Raw genomic sequence first — 19,585 nt, forward strand, 5'->3', positions numbered from 1 at the left:
GGAAAAAATTAACGCTGGCAGGTGGGGAGATCGGGGCGAGCGGGAGGCCGCGCAGGGGCGAGAGGCGGCCTGTGCGCCGCCAATGCAAGAGGGCGTTGGAGGGGGCCGCAGCGCGGCCCCGGGGGTCAGACGGCTGCCGCCAGCGCCTCGGCGAAGCGCTGGGCTACCTCATCGACTTGCGCTGCGGTGATGATCAGCGGCGGCAGGAAGCGCACCACCGCGCCGTGGCGGCCACCGAGCTCGAGAATCAGGCCGCGCTTGAGGCACTCGCGCTGCACTTTCGGCGCCAGCTCGCGGTTGGCCGGGGGGTGGCCCTGGCCATCGCGCGGGCCATTCGGGTCGACCAGCTCCACTCCCAGCATCAGGCCACGGCCGCGGATGTCGCCGAGTTGCGGGTACTGGCGCTGCAGGTTCAGCAGCTGCCCGCGCAGGCGCTGGCCCATGGCCTCGGCGTGCTCGGCCAGCCGGTGCTCGACCAGGTAGTTGATCACCGCCGAGCCCGCGGCCATGGCCATCTGGTTGCCGCGGAAGGTGCCGGCGTGGGCACCTGGCTTCCAGGTGTCGAGCCAGTCGCGGTAGACCACCACCGCCAGCGGCAGGCTGCCGCCGATGGCCTTGGACAGGGTCACCACATCCGGCACGATGCCGGCGTGCTCGAAGGCGAACATCCGCCCGGTCCGGGCGAAGCCGCTCTGGATCTCGTCGACGATCAGCGCCACCCCGGCCTGCTCGGTGATGCGCCGCACGCCTTGCAGCCAGGCGATGTCAGCAGGGATCACGCCGCCCTCCCCTTGCACCACTTCGAGGATGACCGCCGCCGGCAGCGGCACCCCGCTTTCCGGGTCGAGCAGCAGGTTTTCCAGGTAATGCAGGTTGGCCTTGACCCCGGCCTCGCCACCGAGGCCGAACGGGCAACGGTAGTCGTAGGGGTACGGCATGAACTGCACGCCGTTGGCCAGCAGCGCGCCCAGCGGCTGCTTGGGGCCGTGGCTGCCCATCAGGCTCAGCGCGCCTTGGCTCATGCCGTGATAGGCACCCTGGAAGGCCAGCACGGTGCTGCGCCCGGTGGCGCTGCGCACCAGCTTGAGCGCCGCTTCCACGGCATCGGTGCCGGTCGGGCCGCAGAACTGCACCTTGGCCTCGCGGCGCAGCGCTTCGGGCAGCACGCCGAACAGGTCCTGGACGAAGCGGTCCTTGACCGGCGTGGTCAGGTCCAGGGTGTGCAGCGGTACTTCCTCGGCCAGCACGCGCTGGATCGCCTCGATCACCACCGGGTGGTTGTGGCCCAGGGCCAGGGTGCCGGCGCCGGCCAGGCAGTCGATGAACTGGCGGCCCTCGACGTCCTCGACGTGGATGCCACGGGCGCGCTTGAGCGCCAGGGGGATGCGCCGGGGGTAGCTGCGGGCGTTGGATTCCTGTTGCTGCTGGCGTTGCAGCAGGGGCGAGTCGGTGAACTCGTACAGCGGTTGCGGCGCGCTGGCCGGCAGGGCCTGGGCAAGGCTGGAAGCGATCGGCATGGGTGAATCCTCGCAAGCAAGCGAATGTGCGGGTGGTTGTCGCTTGGGAGACGCTTGGCTGGGGGGAGGATTTAGCGCTTGGCGTGGGATTTTTGCTGGGCTGGCCCTGCCATGGGTCGGCCCGCGTTCACGGGAGGCTTGAGAAGGCCAAACCGCGGGCCTGGAGAAAGGCCGCCAGGTAGTCGATGAACGCCTGGACCTTGCGCGTCGCTCGGCGATGGCTGGGGTATACGGCAAGGATCAGCGGGCCGAAAGCGTCCGGATCGAAGCTGTACTGGTCCATTACCTGCAGTAACTGGCCGCTCTGCAGGTAGGGTTGCACGCTCCATAGCGGGCAGGCGTGCAGGCCCAGGCCCAGCAGGGTATTGGCCAGCAGCAGGTCGTAGTTGTCGCTTAGCAGGCGCGCCTGCGGTTGCGGCACGCGCATGCGCACCCCGGCCAGCGATACCCACCAGTAGCTCGGGTCCAGCGCCGGGTGGCGGTAGATCAGCCACTGGTGATGGTCGAAGGTTTGCGGGGTCACCACCGTCGGATTGGCCGCCAGGTACGCCGGGCTGGCACACAGGACGATGCGGTTTTCCCCCAAGGGTTTGACGATCAGCCCTGGCAGGTCACTTCGCCCTTCACGCAGGGCCAAGTCATAGCTGCCATCGCCAAGGTCGACGAAGGTATCGCTGAGGTCCACGCGCAGCTTGATCTGCGGGTGGGCGACAAGAAATTCTGCGCAGGCCTGATCGAGAAAGGCCCGCCCGAAGGCCAGCGGCGCGGTCAGCCTCAGGTTGCCATGCAGACCGTGCTGCAACTGGCCAATCTCCTCGCCCGCCTCATGCAGCCGCTGCAACACCTGGCGGGCGGTTTCCAGGTACAGCCGGCCAGCCTCGGTGAGCACGGTGCGCCGGGTGCTGCGCTCGAACAGCTTCGCGCCAAGGCCGGCCTCCAGGTGGCTGACCGCCTTGGTCAGTGCCGAGGGCGTCTTGCCCAACTGCTCGGCCGCGCGGCTGAAACTGCCGTGCTCGGCGGTGGCGACAAACATGTTCAGGGCGCCAAGCGTATCCATGCTGTTTTTCCTGTTTGGCAAAAAGGTTTTGCTTGCCGGCGATATTCTGCCTGCCTGCGCCATTCGTTAGTCTCGCCTGGAGTCCAATAAAAAATAAAGGCCGCCTCGATGCAACGATTTATCTCAAACGTGTTGGTGAGCGCCATGGCTTTTGCCTCAATGGAAGCCATGGCTGCACCCGATCTGCTGTTTATCAATGGCAAGGTGTTCACTGCAGTGCCGGGTCAAGCACTGGTACAGGCCGTCGCCGTGGAAAACGGCAAAATCCTCGAAGTGGGCAGCGATGCCCAGATCAAGGCACTCGCAGGTGCCTCGACCGAAGTTATCGACCTGGGCGGCAAGGTGCTGATGCCTGGCATGATCGACGGTCACAGCCATCCGATCATGGCCGCCCTCGATGGCCTGGGCTCGAACCTGCTCGACGAAGTCAAACCCTTGCCTGAACTGGAACAGTGGATCATGGCCGAGGACAAGGCCGGGCGTGCGCGTCGCGCCGACGTGATCAGCATCGCCGGCGTCAGCTCGGCCTACTGGGAGCAGGACCGGGCGCTCGGGCAGCGCTTCAACCAAGGCCGCTGGGCCGAACAGCCGCTGGTGCTGAACGGTATCGACGGGCACACCGGCTGGGCCAACCAGGCCATGCTCAAGCGCCTGAAGATCGACGCCGCTCTCGTCAAGGGCCTGCCCGAGAAGGAGCGCAACTACATTGCCCATGAGGCCAACTTCACGCCCACGGGTTACCTTGCCGAAAACGGCTGGGACCGCGTCCGCAGTCAGCTGCCCGAGCACAGCGAAGACATGATGCTGGAGGCTACCCGCCAGGCGGTGAAGATCAACCACCAATATGGCGTCACCGCCTGGATGGACGCGGCCGCCAATGCCGGTGCAGGCGACTCTTTGTTCGAACTGCGCCCGACCGAGCGCAACGTTGGCGTGCTACCGCTCTACCGCAAGCTGTCGGAGCAGGGCGAACTCAATGCCCACGTTGCCGCCCTGCTGATTGCCTACCCGAAAAGCAAGCCCGCCGAGCTCGAGGCGCTAGCCAAGGTCATGCAGCAGTTTGAAGGTGTGCCGAACCTGACGTTCCCCGGCCTGAAGGTGTTCGCCGACGGCATCCTCGAGTTCCCGGGCCAGAGCGCCGCGGTGCTTGAGCCGTACAAGAACAGCCAGAAAAAGGGTGAGCTGCTGATCGACCCGGCGAACTTCGGCAAATTGGTCGCAGCAGCAGAAAAGCACGACTGGATCGTGCATGTGCATGCCGTTGGCGACCGTGCCGTGCGTGAAGCTCTCAATGGCTTCGCCTATGCCCGCACGCTCAACCCCTCCCCGCTGCCGCACAGCATTGGCCACATTCAGCTGATCGACCCAAAGGACTTCCCGCGCTTCAGGCAGCTTGGGGTGATTGCCGACATGCAACTGCTCTGGGCCACCGCCGAGTCCTATACCGAGGAACTGGTCAAGCCCTATATCAGCGATTCCGCCTACCGCTACATGTACCCCGCCCAGTCCTTGCACAAAGCTGGCGCCGTGATTGCCGGCGGCAGCGACTGGCCGGTTTCGAGCCCCAACCCGTGGAACGCCATCGCCCAGGCCAGCACCCGCAAAGGCCCGCTGGGCGTTCTCAACAGCGGCGAAAGCATCGACCGCCAAACCATGTTCTACGCCTATACCCTCAACGCCGCCAAAGCCCTGCGCCTGGACCGGCAGATCGGCTCCCTGGCGCCCGGCAAGCAAGCTGACCTGATCGTTCTGGACCGCGATGTGTTCACGGTCAGCGACGACGAACTGTTCGACACCCAAGTGCTGAAGACCTACTTCGCGGGCAAGCAGGTCTACGCCCCCGAGTCCTGATACGACGGGTAGCAACGCCGCATCTGCCAACACCAATAAGAACAGGAAGATCCGTATGCGCACGTTACCCGCCCTGCTCATGGCTGGCCTTGTGCTGGCGCCGCTGAGCCATGTTCAGGCGTTCGAGCTGAATGACCAGTTCCGCCTCGATGTGACGCCCACGCTGGTCAGCGATTACCGCTCCAGTGGCCTTTCGCAAACCCTCGGCGACCCCGCCGCGCAGTTGAATATCGTGCTCGGCCACGCCAGCGGCCTGTACGCCGGTGTGTGGACCTCGAGTGTCGACTTCGGTCACGACACCCGCACTCGCCAGGAGATCGAGTATTACGCGGGCTACTACTGGCAAATGACCGACGACATCAGCCTGGACACGTTCTACACCAAGTACGACTACCCCCGCGAAAGCGACTTCAACCAGAGCGATGTGCAGGCTCTGCTGGATGTCTACGGGGTGCTGGTGGGAGCCAAATATGTGCGTAACGCCATGGGGCCGGAGGTCTGGGACGACGCTGAAGAGCACCTCATTCACCCCGCGGGCAAGGACGAGGACCTGGCCTCGTTCCTGATCGGCTATCGCACCCTGTTGCCGGCAGAGGTCAGTTTCGAAGCCCGCTACGAATACGTCGACTACAAGGATGAGGTGTTTTTCGCTAACGATGGCAATGGCCGCGCCAGTTACCGCAACTGGGAGATCAAGCTGAGCCGTGATCTGGTCGGGGTGACCTGGGGGCTCAGCTACGTCGATACCGACTTGTCCAAGGCCGAGTGCCAGAGCTTTACCGGTTACGACGACTTGTGCGGACCTGCCGTTGTTGCCAGTGCCAGCAAGACATTCTAGGTAGGGTGCGGGCTTGTCCCGCGCATTGGTTTGAGCTTTGGATATTGCTCAGGGCTACTGGCCCTATCGCTGGCTAGCCAGCTCCCACAGGTTCACCACAGGGCTTGATGTGGGAGCTGGCTAGCCAGCGATTGGGCCAGTACCGGCGAAGAAAATCAGTGCCCAGACCGCGCCGGCACCTGCAACATCACCCGCAAGCCATCGCTGCGGCTGTCGAACTTCAGGCTGCCCGCACAGCGCTGCACGATCGCCTGCACGATCGCCAAGCCCAACCCGCAGCCGCCACTCTGCCCATGGCGCCAGAAGCGCTCGGTCAGGTGCTGCAGGTCGCCTTCGGCAATCCCCGGCCCATGGTCGCGCACGATGAAGCCCACCTGCCCGGCATCCATCTGCACCTGCAGCTCCACTTCGCTGTCACCGCCATGACGCAAGGCGTTGTCCAGCAGGTTGCGCAAGGCCGCCACCGCCAGCGGCGCCGGCATGCCCAGGTAGATTTGCGCGGCCTCTTCAGGCAAGCGAAGGACGATGCGCCGGTTGTCGCCACCCCCGGCATCCTGCACCGCCTGCCGCGCCACCTGCTCGGCGCTGCACTGCACGCCATCCTCGAACGACAGGCTGCCCTCCACCCGCGCCAGCATCAGCAGCTGCTCCAGCGTGCGGTGCATGCGGTCGGCGCCCTGCTCGGCATGTTCCAGCGCCTGCTCGCGCACGGCGCCGTCGGTCATGCGGGCCACTTGCAAGTGGGTCTTGATTGCGGTCAGCGGGCTGCGCAGTTCGTGGGCGGCGTCGTCGGTCAGCCGGCGCTCGCGCTCCAGGGTCTGGGCGATGCGCAGGAACAGCTGGTTCTGGGTGTCGAGCAAGGGCTGCAGTTCGCTGGGCAGGCCGGACACCTGCAGCGGCTCGACGCTGTCGGCGCGCCGCCGTCGCAGCGCGTCGCGCATGCGGTTGAGTGGCTCCAGGCCTTTGCCCAGGCCGATCCACACCAGCCCCAGGCTGCCCAGCAAAGCCATCAGCACTGGCGCCGAGGCGGCCAGCAGGATGGACTGGTTGAGCGCCTCGCGCTCCATGTGGCGGTCGGCGGTGGTGATGCGCACGTCGCCGTGGTTGTAGGTGAAGGTGCGCCACAGCGCGCCGTCGATGGTCTGGTCGCGAAAGCCGCTCTGCTGGTCATCCATCGTGCCGTCGTGCTTGTGGTTGCTGGCCAGGATCTCGCCGCGCAGCGAGCTCACCTGGCAGGCCATGCCGTCGGGCACGGTGAACTGGTCGGCGGAAAAGTGCGCCTCCTCGCCCTTGGCGGTCAGCGGCTTGGGCAGCTGGTCGATCAGCCCGGCAACCATCCGCGCCGAAGCCACCAGGCGCTGGTCGAGGGAGAACATCATCTGCTGGCGCAGGTCGCGCAGCATCCACGCGGCGGCCAGCACCCAGATGATGATGAAGGCGCTGCCCAGGATCAGGCTCAGGCGTACCCGCAGGCTCATGATGCCGCGCCTCCCGGCGCCTGCGCCGGCCCCAGGCGGTAGCCCAGGCCGCGCACGGTCTCGACGATGCTGTTGCCGAGCTTGCGGCGCAGGTGGTGGATGTGAACGTTCAGGGCGTTGCTCTCGACTTCGTCGCTGAAGCCGTACACGCAGTCCTTGAGCTGCTCGCTGGACAGCACCCGGCCAGGGTTTTGCAGCAGCGCCTGGAGCAAGGCCTGCTCGCGCCGCGACAAGTCCACGGATTGGCCGGCCAGGGTGGCTTCGCAGCTGCTCGGGTCGTAGCGCAGCGGGCCATGCTCGATCACGTTCACCGCCCGCCCGGCAACCCGCCGCAGCAAGGTGTGCAGGCGCGCGGCCAGCTCGCGCAGGTCGAAGGGTTTGAGCAGGTAGTCGTCGGCGCCGGCCTGCAGGCCGTCGACCCGGTCGGTGACCGCATCGCGGGCAGTGAGCACCAGCACCGGCAGGTCGATGCCTTGCTGGCGCAGGCGGCGCAGCAGCTTGAGGCCGTCTTCGTCGGGCAGGCCGAGGTCGAGGATCATCACGTCGAACTGCGCGGCCTGGAGCATGGCCCGGGCAGCGGCGGCGTTGGCCACGCGGTCGACGGTCAGGCCCTGGGCGGTGAGGCCGGCGCAGATGCCGCTGGCGATCAGGTCGTCGTCCTCGCAGAGCAGAACGTGCATGGTCAGGAGCTCCCGGAATGGTGTGGGTGGCATTGCACTATGGAGGGATTAACTGGGGATTATGGGCCTTAATCAGCTGATGGTGTGGGAACTCATCATCGAGGACTGGCTCGGTGCAGCCCAAGACACTTATGCATGTGGAAGGGTTGAAGCAGCAGCCGAATCTGCTGGTGCTGGGGCGGCGTGAAGATTTATGACGTACAATTTGCACCCATAACATGACCACTATCCTAACCCGTTGATCCTGCTAAAAATCTCCAATGGCGGGCGAATTATTTTCGCTATTTGCGAAAAACGTGTTGACTCAGAATGAAGTCTCAGCGATAGTTCGTCTGCGGTCGGAGACTTGATCTCGCTGATGTAGGTACGGAGGTTGTTACTAACGTACCGTGGAGCCAACTGGCTCTACCCCTTGTTCTTTGGAGAGGGGTCGGGGGTGTACGCCACGACTCTATGCTCTGAGACATAGACGGCTTCGTCGAGAGCGACGAAGCCGGTGTATCAGGGGGGGGAATAGCATTGCTCGAACCCGGTTCACTTTTCTTGTTTGGTTATGCGCGAGAGACACATACACCTTCGTGTGTGTCATAACCCAAGCAGGAGCGTTAAAAATGCAAAAAAGTGAAACTAGTAATACCGCAGAGCAATGTCTGGTCAAACCGGAAAAGAAGAAAAAGTGGAACGTTTTGACAGTATTTTGGTCTTGTTTCCAGACCGTTCGGTTCTTCGTGAATCTGTTCGCCCTGGTCGACAAATACGGTCCTAAAGTCATGGCATTCTTCAAAGAATTTTCGGAATAACCTACCCTCACTGTTGTCACATACACCACAGGTGCTCAACCATGCTCAATAAAGCCCTGAAAATCATCAGAACCTTTTACGATGTTTCTCAATCTGAGCTTTCTGATAGATTAGGCATATCCAACTCGTACCTTTCAGAAATCGAGTCTGGAAAAAAACAACCTTCCATCGAGTTACTCACAAAATACAGTGATAACTTTGACATACCACTGTCTTCGATACTGTTCTTCTCGGAAAACCTGGACAATCCAAAACCATCTGACAAGATTAGAATGCACGTGGCAAAAAGGATTATGTCTATTCTAGAATGGAATCAACAAAGAAATGAGACCTCGAGCAAGTTCGGCAAAAAATCGAAAATCTTTTGAGTTTCACGCAATAAATCAATCCGCTTTATACAAAGTAACATCACCTAAAAAACTCGCAACTATTCTAAATCGCACCGAACTTACCATTAATGCACTTCTGCAAAGTGACGAAAATTATCGTGAATTCACTTTGCTGGAAGAGCACAACCCTTTTTCTCAGAAGCGAAAGAAGGCAAGGCTCGTTCAAACTCCAAACAGAGAACTACGCTCAGTTCATCAGCGGCTTCTTAAATTACTTCAAAGAATTCAATACCCTGAATATGCACACGCCGGCGTGAAGAAGCGCTCGTATCGTTCAAATGCCCAGGCTCATCAGAATTCGAAAGAGATTGCCACCTTTGACTTAACAAATTACTACGGCTCGGTTAAGTCACACCATGTATATGATTTCTTCTTGAAGCAGCTTAAATGCGCTAAAGATGTCGCAGGAATCATGACGCGGCTATCCACGCACAAGAATTGTGTCCCTACCGGAAGCCCGCTAAGTCCTTTGCTTGCACTCCACAGCTCCTTAACGATGTTTGAAGACCTTGAGAGTCTTGCAAATAAGTACGGGCTGATCTTTACATGCTATGTCGACGACTTAACCTTCTCCGGAAGTACGATTCCACCATCTCTTGAGCGAGAAGCAGTGTCTATTGCTCGACGACACGGGCATAGCATTAACAAAAGAAAAACTCGAATATTTAAAGAACATCAACCAAAGCATGTAACGGGCACCGTTATCATCAATGGGAAAATCACCGTACCATACGCTCGAATGCTAACAGTTCGCCGTCTCCAAGCTGCTATTGATGGAAAGATTGAAAGCTTCGGGTTCAACGAAATTAAGCTTCATGAGAAGTTGGCGGGCGTTCTTAACGAAGCATCCTACCTTGATCCAAAATTTCGGAGCAAGGCGTTAACAGCCCGTGCGAACCTCATCCAGACCACTGCTCCTCAGGCCGGCCCCGCATTACCTTAAGCTACAGCCCCGAACGCCCATCTCCTCAAAAGCTCCACCATGACTCTCTAGGACTGAACACCTAGAGTGAAACGCTATTCACGCCGCAATACATTGATGAAGATGCTTACAAATGCAGGTGACGCCCTAGTAACTGCATCTGGCAGAAACAAGTAGCGGATGCTGATTCAGCACAGAGCCTGGGGCGTATCGACATCTCGCAGCACACCGGCATCTTCCAACACGATCACCAAGCAACGGGACAAATGCGCCCGCACCAGCGAGCGCGCGCCTTCGTCACCGGTAAGCTGCCCAAGCTCTGGCCAGAAATCGCGACCGAACAGCACCGGATGCCCTTGTCGGCCGCCATAGCGAGGCAGCACGATGGTCGAAGCTGTGGCTACTTCTGCCAGGTGGTTCAACGAGGCCGGCGCAATCCAAGGCATGTCGCCCAACAGAATGGCCACCGCCTGCGCATCGCTGTCGATCAGCGAAGCAGCCCCAGCCGCCAGGCTATGCCCCATCCCCAACCCGGCATCCGGGCTGGCGATGATCCGACAGTCACCCGGCAGGCCAAGGTCCTCGCCGCGCTCCCCGGCACGCAGCACCACGCGCACATCGCCGAACACCGCGTAGGCGCGCTCGACGCTATGCACCAGCAAGCTGCGCCCGTCATCCAGCGTGGCCCGGCGCTTGTCGCCGCCAAAGCGCACGCTGCTGCCGGCCGCCAGCACCAGCGCCACCACACTCACAGCGATGCCCGCTCGATGCCGTTGCGCTGGCGCAGGATATCGGCGAGCACCGCCAGGGCGATCTCCGCTGGCGTCTTGCTGCCCAGGTTCAGGCCGATGGGGGCATGGATGCGAGCCAGCTCGTCGGCGCCCAGGCCGCCGATCCGGTGCAGGCGTTCGCGACGCTTGTCGGAGGTGGCGCGCGAGCCCATCACACCGATGTAGAACGCTTCGGTGCGCACGGCCTCGAGCATGGCCAGGTCGTCGATCTTCGGGTCATGGGTCAACGCCACCACCGCCGTGTCGGCATGGCAGCCGCCGTTGGCGATGAATTCCGAGGGCAGTTCTCGGCGCACTTCGATGCCGTCCAGCACCACGCCTTCGAGCACCTCATCGCGGGGGTCGCAGAGGATCACCTCGAACCCCATGCCCTTGCCGAATTCGGCGCAGTAATGGGCGACGCTGGAATACCCCGCCAGCAGCAGCCGCTGGGCAGCACCGACCCGCACGTACACTTGGCTGGCCTCACGCACCACCCGCGGCCCCTGGGCTGCATCATCGCTGAGCCGGCGAGTGCCCTGCGGCAAGCTCACCTCGCGCAGCAGCCGACGCTGGCCCTGCAAGGCGCTTTGCAGCGCACGCAAATGCGCCTGCACCTCGCAGTCGGCCGCCAGGTTTTCCACCAGCACCTCGAGCACCCCGCCGCACGGCAGGCGAATGTTCGAGCGCCGGTCGCTGGCGTCGCCATAGCGCACCACGGCCACCGGCTCGGGAAACTCGCCCAGGGCCACGCGCTCGAGGAAGTCATCCTCCACGCAGCCGCCCGACAGCGAGCCCACCCACTGCCCGCTGTCGTTCACCGCCAGCAACGAGCCCGGCGCACGGGGCGCCGAGCCGTAGGTGGCGAGCACCGTGCACAACCATACCCGCTGGCCGTTGCACGACCACTGCAACGCCTGGCGTATGACTTGCAGATCGAGATGCTGCACTTTTACTCCGCCTTCAGCTCGGCGAGCTGCTGCACGCTCAGGTCACCGGGCAGTCCACCCCAGGCCTGGCGCAGGTAGTTGACCATGTCCGTCACCTGCTGGTCGTTGAGCTTGTCGGCAAAGCCTGGCATCGGCTGCATGCGCTCGAAGCCAGTGAACTGCTGCTCACGGATGCCGTCAAGGATAGCCTTGACCAGGTTGCGCGAGTCGCCCTGGCGCAGCACCGTGTTGCCCTGCATGGCCACGGCGATGTGCGGCTTGCCTTCGCCGTCGACGCCATGGCAGCCGGCGCAGACGTTGAGGTACTGCTGGCGGCCGCGCTTGGCGCTGTCGGTCAGCTGCTCCAGTGGCACTTCCTTGATGACCTTGGCCGCCGGCGGCTGTTCGCCCAGCAGGTAGGTGGCCATGGCGGCCAGGTCGGCGTCTTCCAGGTGCTGGGTGCTGTGGTGCACCACCGGGAACATCTCGTTGAACATGCTGCCCTGGGCACTGATTCCGTGCTTGAGGAAGGTGGTCAGGTCCGGTTGGGTCCAGCCGCGCTCGGCCAGGTCCTGGGCCAGCAGGCTCGGCGCCAGGTAGCCATTGAGCAGGCCGCCGGTCAGGCGCTTGTCCTGCTGCAGCGCGCCGATCGGGTTGCGCGGGGTGTGGCACTCGCCGCAGTGGCCCATCACTTCGACCATGTACTGGCCGCGCTGCCAGGCCGGGCTTTTACCCTCGGTCGGCTGCAGCTGCACACTCTTGCCGTAGAGCATGTTCCAGCCGGACAGCCCCATGCGCACGTTGAACGGGAAGCTCAACTTGGTTTCCGGTGCCGGGCGGTTGATCGGCGGCTGGGTCATCAGGTACGCCAGGATGGCGTCGGAATCTTCCCGGCTGATCAGGTGGTACGAGGTGTACGGCATGGCCGGGTAGAGGTTGGCGCCGTCCTTGCGCTTGCCTTCGGTCACGGCGGCGAAGAACTCGTCGGCGCTGTAGTTGCCGATGCCGTACTGCTTGTCCGGGGTGATGTTGCTGCCGTAGATGGTGCCGAACGGCGAATGGATCGGCAGGCCGCCGGCAAATGGCGCGCCACCCTCGGCGGTGTGGCAGGCCATGCAGTCGGCGGCGCGGGCAAGGTATTCACCACGCTTGACCTGCGCGTCATCGGACGCCTGTGCAGCCAGCGAAACGGCAAGGCCGAGCGCCAGCGCCAGGCCGGAACGTACGAAACCCATGCTCAACCCTCCTTGACCAGGCCAAGATCATTGAGCACGGTCCGCGTGGCGTCGTAATAACGCACGTAACCGGTGCAGCGGCAGATGTGGTGGCCAAGGCTGGCCTCGATGCTGTCCTCCACTTCGCTCTTTTTCAGGGGCTGGCGCTGGGCCTTTTCCACCAGCACGGTGGCGGCGTTGACGAAGCCCGGTGCGCAGTAGCTGCACTGGAAGGCGAACAGGTCGACGAACTTCTGCTGGATCGGGTTCAGCGTCACATTGCCGGCCTCGTCCTGCTTGGCGTGGCCTTCGATGGTGCGCACTTTCTTGCCGGCGAAGTAGTGGGCGCCGGTGATGCAGGTGCGCACTTCCTCGCTGGTGCCGTCGGGGTTGTCGACGATCACCACGCAGGCATGGCAGATGCCCTGGCCGCAGCCCAGGCGCGAACCGGTGAGGTTCTGGTGCTCGTGCAGGTAGTCGATCATCGCCAAGTCATCGGGGACCTCGACCGGGCCGACCGGTTGACCGTTGAGGGTCAGTTGAAGCGAACGGTTAGCCATTGAGGGCCTCCTTGATACGGGCTGGAGTAATCGGAAGATCGCGTACACGTTTGCCAATGGCGTGGGCCACGGCGTTGCCGATGGCACCGACCACCGGGATCATCACCACCTCGGCGATGCCTTTGGAGGGGTCGGTGGGCGACAGCGGCGGCAGGATTTCGGACGTCTGCTGCCACACCGCGACGTCTTTGGCATGCGGTAGGCGATACCGGTTGAAGTTCCAGTCACCCTCCCCTGGGCCACCTTCGTACAGGGGCATTTCTTCGGTCAGGGCATGGCCGATACCCATGGCGATACCGCCTTCGAGCTGGCCCTTGACCAGTTCGGGCACCAGCACGCGGCCGCACTCGACCCAGCTGTGGTGGTTGAGCACCTGCACTTCGCGGGTGCCTTTGTTCACTTTCACTTCGACGATGGTCGCCACCGGGCTGTAGTAGGTGACCATGGCGTTGTTCAGCTGGGTGGCCGGGTAGCCGGGGTTCTGCCGGTCGAGCAGGTGGTAGCCATTGCTGGTCATCTGCGCTTTCTTGGCATTGACCGCGCCGTCACCGTATTTCACCGCCATGGCATCGAGCGGGAAGCGCTCGCGCACGCCGTCGATGACGAAGTCGGCCTCGGCCCAGCTCCAGCGGTTGAAGCCGTGCACGCTGACGCCGGTCACCAGGCCCATTTCGTGGGCCTTTTTCGCCAGTTCGGCGAACGGGATCGGCGCCAGGCCGTTGCCGGTCAGCTCGCCGTTGACCCACACCGCGTTCTCACGGCGCACCACCAGCGGGTTGGCCTGGCCGCCGAACGGGCCTTTGCTCCACAGCGCCATGGCGGCAGGCCACAGGCCGTGGTTGAACAGCGCGCGCGCAGCTTCGCGGGTGGCGTGGCTGAAGTAGAAGGCCGAGTTGGTCGCCGACGAAGGCGAGGCCAGCTTGCCGACCCAGCGCGGGTTGCGCAGCGCGGCGTCCTGCTCGGCCTGGCTGATCAGGTACGGGTTGCCGCTGGTGCTCAGCTGCAGCTCCGGCCATTCGGTGACGGCGGTGGTCACCTCATCGGCCGAGCGGCCAAGGAAGTCGCTGACCACCAGGGCTTGCGAGGTGGACATGCCAGTGCCCAGCTCTGTGCCGATGTGGCGCAGGCTGATGCGGCCATCGGCGCTGAACTCGATGCTGGCCATCGGCGCTTCGGAACCGGTGCCGAAGTCTTTCTGGCAGATGGCGAAGCCTACGCCGTACCAGTGGTCCGGGTCCTTGGCGTCCATCGCCTGCTTACGCGCATCGCGGTTGCGCCACCACTCGTGGGCGGCGGCCTTGTCGAGGATCTCGTGCAGGCGCAGGGCACCGGCCGGGACTGCGCCCTGGGTGTTCTTCATGCCCGACTTCAGCGCGTTGGCGCGGCGCAGCTCGATGGCATCGACGCCCAGACGGCCGGCGATCTCGTCGACCATCATCTCGGTGGCGGCCATGGTCTGCAGGGTGCCGTAGCCGCGCATGGAGCCGGCCTCGACGCCCCGCGAGTAGTAGGCGGTCACCGACAGGTCGTTCTGCGGCATGTAGTAGATCGACTGGGCCGCCGTGGCGCCCACCGCCGCCACCGACGGGCTGTAGTTGATGCGGCCACCGCCGTCACAGCTCATGTCGGCGCGGAAGATCTTGAAGCTGTTGTCCTTCTTGTCCACGGCCAGCTGGTAGCGGATGTCGAAGGCGTGGCGCTTGATGCCGCTCTGGAACTGCTCGTAGCGGTCGTTGGCCAGGCGGATCGGCACACCGGCGCCATACAGCGCGGCGACCGCGGCGTAGAACACGAAGATGTTGTTGTCCTTGGAGCCATAGCCCACGGTGTAGCCCGGGTGCATGTTCAGGTGCTGCAGGGCGAAGCGCGACGGCTTGATCATGTGCACGCATTCCTGCGCCACTTCGAACGGGCACTGGGTGGCGACCACGAAGTGCAGCGTGCCGCTGGCCGGGTCGTACCAGCCGTTGCCGTTGTCTGGTTCGAGCGCCGCCGGCTCGATCGACGGGGTCTTGTAGCGTTCGTCGAACACCAGCCAGTCCTGCGGCGGGTTGTCCAGCTGCTCGCCCATGCGCTTGGCGTAGAACAGGCCCTGCTCGGTCAGGTCGCCGTGCTGGTTGGGCTGTTTGGACCATACCGGTTTGCGGTTGAGGATGGTCGGGAACAGCATGGAATTCTTCAGGCTGGAGAACTCGTCGTCCTCGAACGGCGTGGCGCCGCCCACGCGCACGAAGCGGAAGCTGCCGTAGGGGTCGCCCTGGTACAGCGGCGCCTGGGCGCCATAGCGGATCGCCTTGTCGTTGAACTGCAGCTTGCGCTTGGCCTGGCGGTAGCGCTCGAAGTCGTGCCAGATCAGGATCGCCACCGGGTGGCCGATGAACATCGGCACCTTGCCGGGCGGCAGCAGCGGGTCGGGCGAGTGGGCTTCGGGCCAGGCGATGCCGTCCTTTTGCAGGTCGGCGGCGGTGACGATGCGGTCCGGCTGCAGGTCGGCGCCCAGCCACTCGAGGTCGTAGCCTGCGTAGATGCGGTCGGCCTTGGTGATCTTCAGCAACATCGCGTGGCCTTGCTGGGCGGGCCAGCCGGGCATGTCCTTGGAGCGGATGTCGCGGGCGAAGACCTTGTTGCCGCACACCTTGGACAGGGCGTCGTTACGGAAGCGCGCCTTGCCATCGTGGTTCATCCACTTTTGCGGCGAGGTGGTGACGCGGTCTTCCATCAGGGCGGCGAACGCCTGGCTGCCCAGGGGTGCCAGGGTCACGCCGACGCCGGCGATCAACCCACCTTGCAGGAAGGAGCGCCGGGAAATATCACGGTTGGACATGCTTGATCCTCTGGGCAGAGACGAGGGTCTGCCCATCTTTTGATTCTAGGTGCTGGAAAACTGGGAGGGGGGGGAAAGCCTGGAAGCTGACTGCAAAGTCAGATTTATATCAGGAAAATCACTTGGAGGCAAAGTCAAGCGGACAGTATGTCGCGGTGTGTCCGAATTGCCGGAAGCCTCTGTAGGCCGTGGGTTAACCTTGGGTTAATCGACCCACGCCAGCATGGCCCCACTTCACGTACTGCCAAGGCGAAGACATGCGCGTTTTCCTGCTCTTCCTGACATTGCTGCTGGCCGGCCCACTGCACGCCAACCCTTTCGACGTCAAACCCGACTTCCTACCGGTAAACCAGGCCTTCGTGCTGACCCACGACCGCCAGGCCGACGGGCAGATGCGCCTGTTCTTCCAGATCAAGCAGGGCTATTACCTGTACCAGAAGCGCCTGAAGTTCGACGGCCTGCCCGCCGACCAGCACCCGCAGTTGCCGGCCGCGCTTAACCACCACGACGAATTCTTCGGCGACAGCGCGGTGTACCGCGACCAGCTCGAACTGCTGCTGCCTGCCAATGCCCAGGGCCAATTGCGCCTGGGCTGGCAAGGCTGCGCTGACGCAGGCTTGTGCTACCCGCCACAGACCACGGTGATCGACCTGGGTGGCAGCGCCGCGCCCGCCGCCGACCAGGCCAGCGACCAGGCCCTGGCCAGCGGCCTGCAAAGCGCCAGCCTGGGCTGGAGCCTGCTGGCCTTCTTCGGCCTCGGCCTGCTGCTGGCCTTCACCCCCTGCTCGCTGCCGATGCTGCCGATTCTGGCCGGCATCGTACTGGGCAATGGCGCCAGCGCCCGGCGCGGCTGGGTGCTGGCGGGCGTCTATGTATTGAGCATGGCACTGGTGTACGCAGCGCTCGGCGTGGTGGCCGCACTGCTCGGCGCGAGCCTGCAGGCCTGGCTGCAACAGCCATGGTTGCTGGGCAGCCTGGCGGCGCTGTTCGTGCTGCTGGCGCTGCCGATGTTCGGCGCCTTCGAGCTGCAACTGCCTGCGGCCCTGCGCGACCGCCTGGACCGCGCCGGGCAAGGCACCCAGGGCGGCAGCCTGGTGGGCGCGGCACTGCTCGGTGCGCTGTCGGGCCTGCTGATGGGCCCGTGCATGACCGCGCCGCTGGCCGGTGCGCTGCTGTACATCGCCCAAAGCGGTGATGTGCTGCAGGGCGCGCTGGTGCTGTTCACCCTGGGCCTGGGCATGGGCGTGCCGCTGCTGTTGCTGGTGACCCTGGGCAACCGCTACCTGCCGCGCCCGGGTGCGTGGATGAACCGGGTAAAAGGCGTGTTCGGCTTCGTGTTCCTGGCCATGGCCCTGTACACCGTGCGCGGCCTGCTCGGTGCCCCGCTGCTGCTGGCCTTGAGCGGCGCCTGGCTGATTGCCCTGGGCTGGGCGGCGTGGCCTGCGCTGCAGCGCCTGCCCGCACTGCGCGCGGTGCCGTTGCTGGGTGCGCTGTGGGGTGGCCTGCTGCTGGTGGGCGCGGCGGCCGGTGGCGATGACCTGTGGCAGCCGCTGCGCCCGTTCACCGGTGGCGGCGCCCCGGTTGCCGCGCAGCACGGCGAAGATGCCTTCGTCACGGTCAGCAGCCCGCAAGCCCTGCAGCGCGAGCTGGATGCGGCCAAGGCCCGTGGCCAGTGGGTGATGCTGGACTACTATGCCGACTGGTGCGTGTCGTGCAAGGTCATGGAAAAACAGGTGTTCAGCCGCAGCGACGTGCAGGCCAGCCTGACCGGCGTGCACCTGCTGCGCCTGGACGTGACCGCCGACGCGCCGGCCAGCCGCGAGCTGCTGCAACGCTACCAGGTACCGGGCCCGCCCAGCATCCTCTGGCTCGGCCCGGAAGGCGAAGAACGCCGCGCCCGGCGCATCACCGGTGAGGTGGACGCCGCCGGCTTCCTGCAACACTGGACCCAGACCAGGAGCCAAGGTTGATGCTGACCGTCACATTGGGGCCATTGACCATGGCCCTCAACCACCTGCTGATGCTTGCCGCCCTGGGCGTGGCCTGCCTGGTCGGCTGGTGGGCCGCGCGACGCGGCGGCGAAAGCCCGGAGTCGGCGCTGTTCAACCTGTTCCTGATCGGCCTGCTCAGCGCCCGCCTGGGCTTCGTGCTGGCCTACTGGCCGATGTACCAGGATGACCTGCTGCAGGTCATCGATATCCGCGATGGCGGCTTCTTGCTCTGGTCCGGCCTGCTCGGCCTGGTGCTCGCCACCCTCTGGCAAGGCTGGCGCCACCCTGGGCTGCGCCGGCCACTGGCCTGGGCCCTGTTCAGCGGCGCGCTGTTCTGGGGCCTGACCAGCCTGGGCAGCCACCTGTACAGCAAGGGCACCCAACTGCCCGAGCTGAGCCTGCGCAATGCCAATGGCCAGTCGGTGGCCTTGCACAGCTACCGCGGCAAGCCGCTGGTGATCAATATCTGGGCCACCTGGTGCCCGCCGTGCCGGCGCGAGATGCCGGTGCTGCAGCAGGCCCAGGGTGAATACCCCCATGTGACGTTCCTGTTCGTCAACCAGGGCGAGACGCCGGAAAACGTCAGCACCTTCCTCGCCACCACCGGCCTGAGCCTGACCCATGTGCTGTTCGACGGCACCGGCGTGCTGGCCCAGCGGGTCGGCTCGATGGCCCTGCCCACCACCTTGTTCTACGACGCCGACGGCCGCCTGATCGGCAGCCACCTCGGCGAGCTGTCGCGGGCCAGCCTGCGCCATGCCCTGGAACCTTTCCAGCGGGCCGCCGCGCCCGCCCCTGCCGCACAAGGAAACTGACATGCGATTGACTGCACTGCTGCCCCTCTCCCTGGCCCTGCTGGCCGCCCCGCTGGTACAGGCCGAGGAGCTGCCGAAGGCGATCCAGCAACTGCAAGCCAAGGGCGCCGTGATCAAGGGCAGCTTCGATGCCCCCGACGGCCTGCGCGGCTACGCCGCCGAGTACCAGAACAACGGCATCGCCCTGTACCTGACGCCCGATGGCAAGCACGTGCTGGTCGGCAGCCTGTTCGACGAGCAGGGCAAGGACATGACTGCCGAGCCGCTGGAGAAGCTGGTGTACGGGCCGATGTCCAAGGCCATCTGGGCCAAGCTGGAAAAGACCCACTGGATTGCCGACGGCAAGGCCGATGCACCGCGCAAGGTGTACCTCTTCAGCGACCCGAACTGCCCGTACTGCAACATGTTCTGGCAACAGGCCCGGCCGTGGGTGGAGTCGGGCAAGGTGCAGCTGCGGCACATCATGGTCGGCATCATTCGCGAGGACAGCCCGGGCAAGTCGGCAGCCTTGCTGGCAGCGAAGGACCCGGCCAAGGCGCTGGAGCAGCATGAGAAGGCCGGCAAGGCGAGCGCCTTGAAGGCGCTGGAGCAGGTGCCGGAGGCGGTGCAGAAGCAGCTTGAAGCCAACATGGCGTTGATGGACGAGATGGGGTTGCAGGCGACGCCGGCGATTTTCTATCAGGATGAGCAGGGCAATCTGCAGAGCCAGCAAGGGGCACCGCGGCCGGAGCTGCTGGGGCAGATTCTCGGCAAGCGCTGAGGGTTCGGGCGTTTGTACCGGCCTATCGCAGGCCTTGAGTTTTGCGGTGCGGCGCAAATCGAGCGCCGCCCGCGCGGCGCATCGCGGATAAATCCGCTTGTATGGTGATACTCGAAGGGGTGGTGGGACGACAAAGCCGATTCTGACTGTTAGCCGCAGTACAGACCGTGGGAGACCTCGCCCCACCCCT

General features: G+C 64.1%; 17 protein-coding genes. 7 read left to right on the forward strand and 10 right to left on the reverse strand.

What is annotated here, in order from left to right; genetic code table 11:
- Positions 1-125 precede the first annotated feature (125 nt).
- The 3 genes from ACIPG5_RS22100 to ACIPG5_RS22110 all read right to left on the reverse strand — a co-directional run bounded on the left by ACIPG5_RS22100 (position 126) and on the right by ACIPG5_RS22110 (position 2,744).
- Positions 126-1,517 carry an aspartate aminotransferase family protein gene (locus ACIPG5_RS22100; protein WP_401378169.1) on the reverse strand — a complete coding sequence of 464 codons (1,392 nt, stop codon included), beginning with the start codon at positions 1,515-1,517 and terminating at the stop codon, positions 126-128.
- A 127-nt stretch (positions 1,518-1,644) separates the two neighbouring features.
- Positions 1,645-2,574: a LysR family transcriptional regulator gene (locus ACIPG5_RS22105; RefSeq protein ID WP_401378172.1), complete on the reverse strand. Its 930-nt coding sequence runs from the start codon at positions 2,572-2,574 to the stop codon at positions 1,645-1,647.
- Positions 2,553-2,744, reverse strand: coding sequence for a hypothetical protein (locus ACIPG5_RS22110; RefSeq protein WP_313394872.1), 192 nt, complete (start codon positions 2,742-2,744; stop codon positions 2,553-2,555). Before ACIPG5_RS22110 ends, ACIPG5_RS22105 begins: the two co-directional genes overlap by 22 nt.
- Between ACIPG5_RS22110 and ACIPG5_RS22115 the strand changes: the two genes are divergently transcribed.
- Both ACIPG5_RS22115 and ACIPG5_RS22120 read left to right on the forward strand, forming a co-directional pair.
- Entirely contained in the window at positions 2,683-4,425 is a 1,743-nt protein-coding gene (locus tag ACIPG5_RS22115) for an amidohydrolase (RefSeq protein ID WP_401378175.1), read from the forward strand. The genes ACIPG5_RS22110 and ACIPG5_RS22115 overlap by 62 nt on opposite strands.
- 55 nt (positions 4,426-4,480) lie before the next feature.
- Positions 4,481-5,263, forward strand: coding sequence for a TorF family putative porin (locus ACIPG5_RS22120; protein ID WP_401378178.1), 783 nt, complete (start codon positions 4,481-4,483; stop codon positions 5,261-5,263).
- 155 nt (positions 5,264-5,418) lie between these two features.
- On the opposite strand, the gene ACIPG5_RS22125 is transcribed toward ACIPG5_RS22120, so the two are convergent.
- Both ACIPG5_RS22125 and ACIPG5_RS22130 read right to left on the reverse strand, forming a co-directional pair.
- On the reverse strand, positions 5,419-6,741 hold the full coding sequence (locus ACIPG5_RS22125; RefSeq protein ID WP_176516472.1) for an ATP-binding protein: 1,323 nt from the start codon (positions 6,739-6,741) through the stop codon (positions 5,419-5,421).
- On the reverse strand, positions 6,738-7,421 hold the full coding sequence (locus ACIPG5_RS22130) for a response regulator transcription factor (protein WP_176516473.1): 684 nt from the start codon (positions 7,419-7,421) through the stop codon (positions 6,738-6,740). Before ACIPG5_RS22130 ends, ACIPG5_RS22125 begins: the two co-directional genes overlap by 4 nt.
- Before the next feature lie 841 nt (positions 7,422-8,262).
- Here ACIPG5_RS22130 and ACIPG5_RS22135 point away from each other — a divergent pair.
- Together ACIPG5_RS22135 and ACIPG5_RS22140 are read left to right on the forward strand one after the other, a co-directional pair.
- A complete protein-coding gene (locus ACIPG5_RS22135; protein ID WP_401378181.1) occupies positions 8,263-8,589 on the forward strand; it encodes a helix-turn-helix transcriptional regulator in 327 nt (108 codons plus the stop codon).
- A complete protein-coding gene (locus ACIPG5_RS22140) occupies positions 8,546-9,553 on the forward strand; it encodes a reverse transcriptase family protein (protein ID WP_401378183.1) in 1,008 nt (335 codons plus the stop codon). Before ACIPG5_RS22135 ends, ACIPG5_RS22140 begins: the two co-directional genes overlap by 44 nt.
- A 167-nt stretch (positions 9,554-9,720) precedes the next feature.
- Here the strand turns inward: ACIPG5_RS22140 and ACIPG5_RS22145 are convergent, their stop codons facing one another.
- Genes ACIPG5_RS22145 through ACIPG5_RS22165 form a run of 5 tightly spaced genes read right to left on the reverse strand, consistent with a single transcriptional unit; the run spans position 9,721 to position 15,829 of the window.
- Positions 9,721-10,284: an NTP transferase domain-containing protein gene (locus ACIPG5_RS22145; RefSeq protein WP_401378186.1), complete on the reverse strand. Its 564-nt coding sequence runs from the start codon at positions 10,282-10,284 to the stop codon at positions 9,721-9,723.
- Positions 10,281-11,252: an XdhC family protein gene (locus tag ACIPG5_RS22150; protein WP_236236791.1), complete on the reverse strand. Its 972-nt coding sequence runs from the start codon at positions 11,250-11,252 to the stop codon at positions 10,281-10,283. The genes ACIPG5_RS22145 and ACIPG5_RS22150 overlap by 4 nt, the downstream gene beginning before the upstream one ends.
- A 2-nt stretch (positions 11,253-11,254) precedes the next feature.
- Positions 11,255-12,466, reverse strand: a complete 1,212-nt coding sequence (locus ACIPG5_RS22155) for a cytochrome c (protein WP_176516477.1) — start codon at positions 12,464-12,466, stop codon at positions 11,255-11,257.
- Between the two features lie 2 nt (positions 12,467-12,468).
- On the reverse strand, positions 12,469-13,005 hold the full coding sequence (locus tag ACIPG5_RS22160) for a (2Fe-2S)-binding protein (protein WP_176516479.1): 537 nt from the start codon (positions 13,003-13,005) through the stop codon (positions 12,469-12,471).
- Positions 12,998-15,829, reverse strand: a complete 2,832-nt coding sequence (locus ACIPG5_RS22165; RefSeq protein WP_401378191.1) for a xanthine dehydrogenase family protein molybdopterin-binding subunit — start codon at positions 15,827-15,829, stop codon at positions 12,998-13,000. The genes ACIPG5_RS22160 and ACIPG5_RS22165 overlap by 8 nt, the downstream gene beginning before the upstream one ends.
- Before the next feature lie 257 nt (positions 15,830-16,086).
- Between ACIPG5_RS22165 and dsbD the strand changes: the two genes are divergently transcribed.
- Genes dsbD through dsbG form a run of 3 tightly spaced genes read left to right on the forward strand, consistent with a single transcriptional unit; the run spans position 16,087 to position 19,395 of the window.
- Positions 16,087-17,799 carry a protein-disulfide reductase DsbD gene (gene dsbD, locus ACIPG5_RS22170; protein ID WP_401378193.1) on the forward strand — a complete coding sequence of 571 codons (1,713 nt, stop codon included), beginning with the start codon at positions 16,087-16,089 and terminating at the stop codon, positions 17,797-17,799.
- Entirely contained in the window at positions 17,799-18,635 is an 837-nt protein-coding gene (locus ACIPG5_RS22175; RefSeq protein WP_176516486.1) for a TlpA family protein disulfide reductase, read from the forward strand. Before dsbD ends, ACIPG5_RS22175 begins: the two co-directional genes overlap by 1 nt.
- 1 nt (position 18,636) lies before the next feature.
- On the forward strand, positions 18,637-19,395 hold the full coding sequence (gene dsbG, locus ACIPG5_RS22180; protein ID WP_176516489.1) for a thiol:disulfide interchange protein DsbG: 759 nt from the start codon (positions 18,637-18,639) through the stop codon (positions 19,393-19,395).
- Positions 19,396-19,585 lie beyond the last annotated feature (190 nt).

Origin of the sequence: Pseudomonas sp. NPDC087029 (assembly GCF_044745345.1) — a bacterium.
Lineage (GTDB): Bacteria > Pseudomonadota > Gammaproteobacteria > Pseudomonadales > Pseudomonadaceae > Aquipseudomonas > Aquipseudomonas faucium.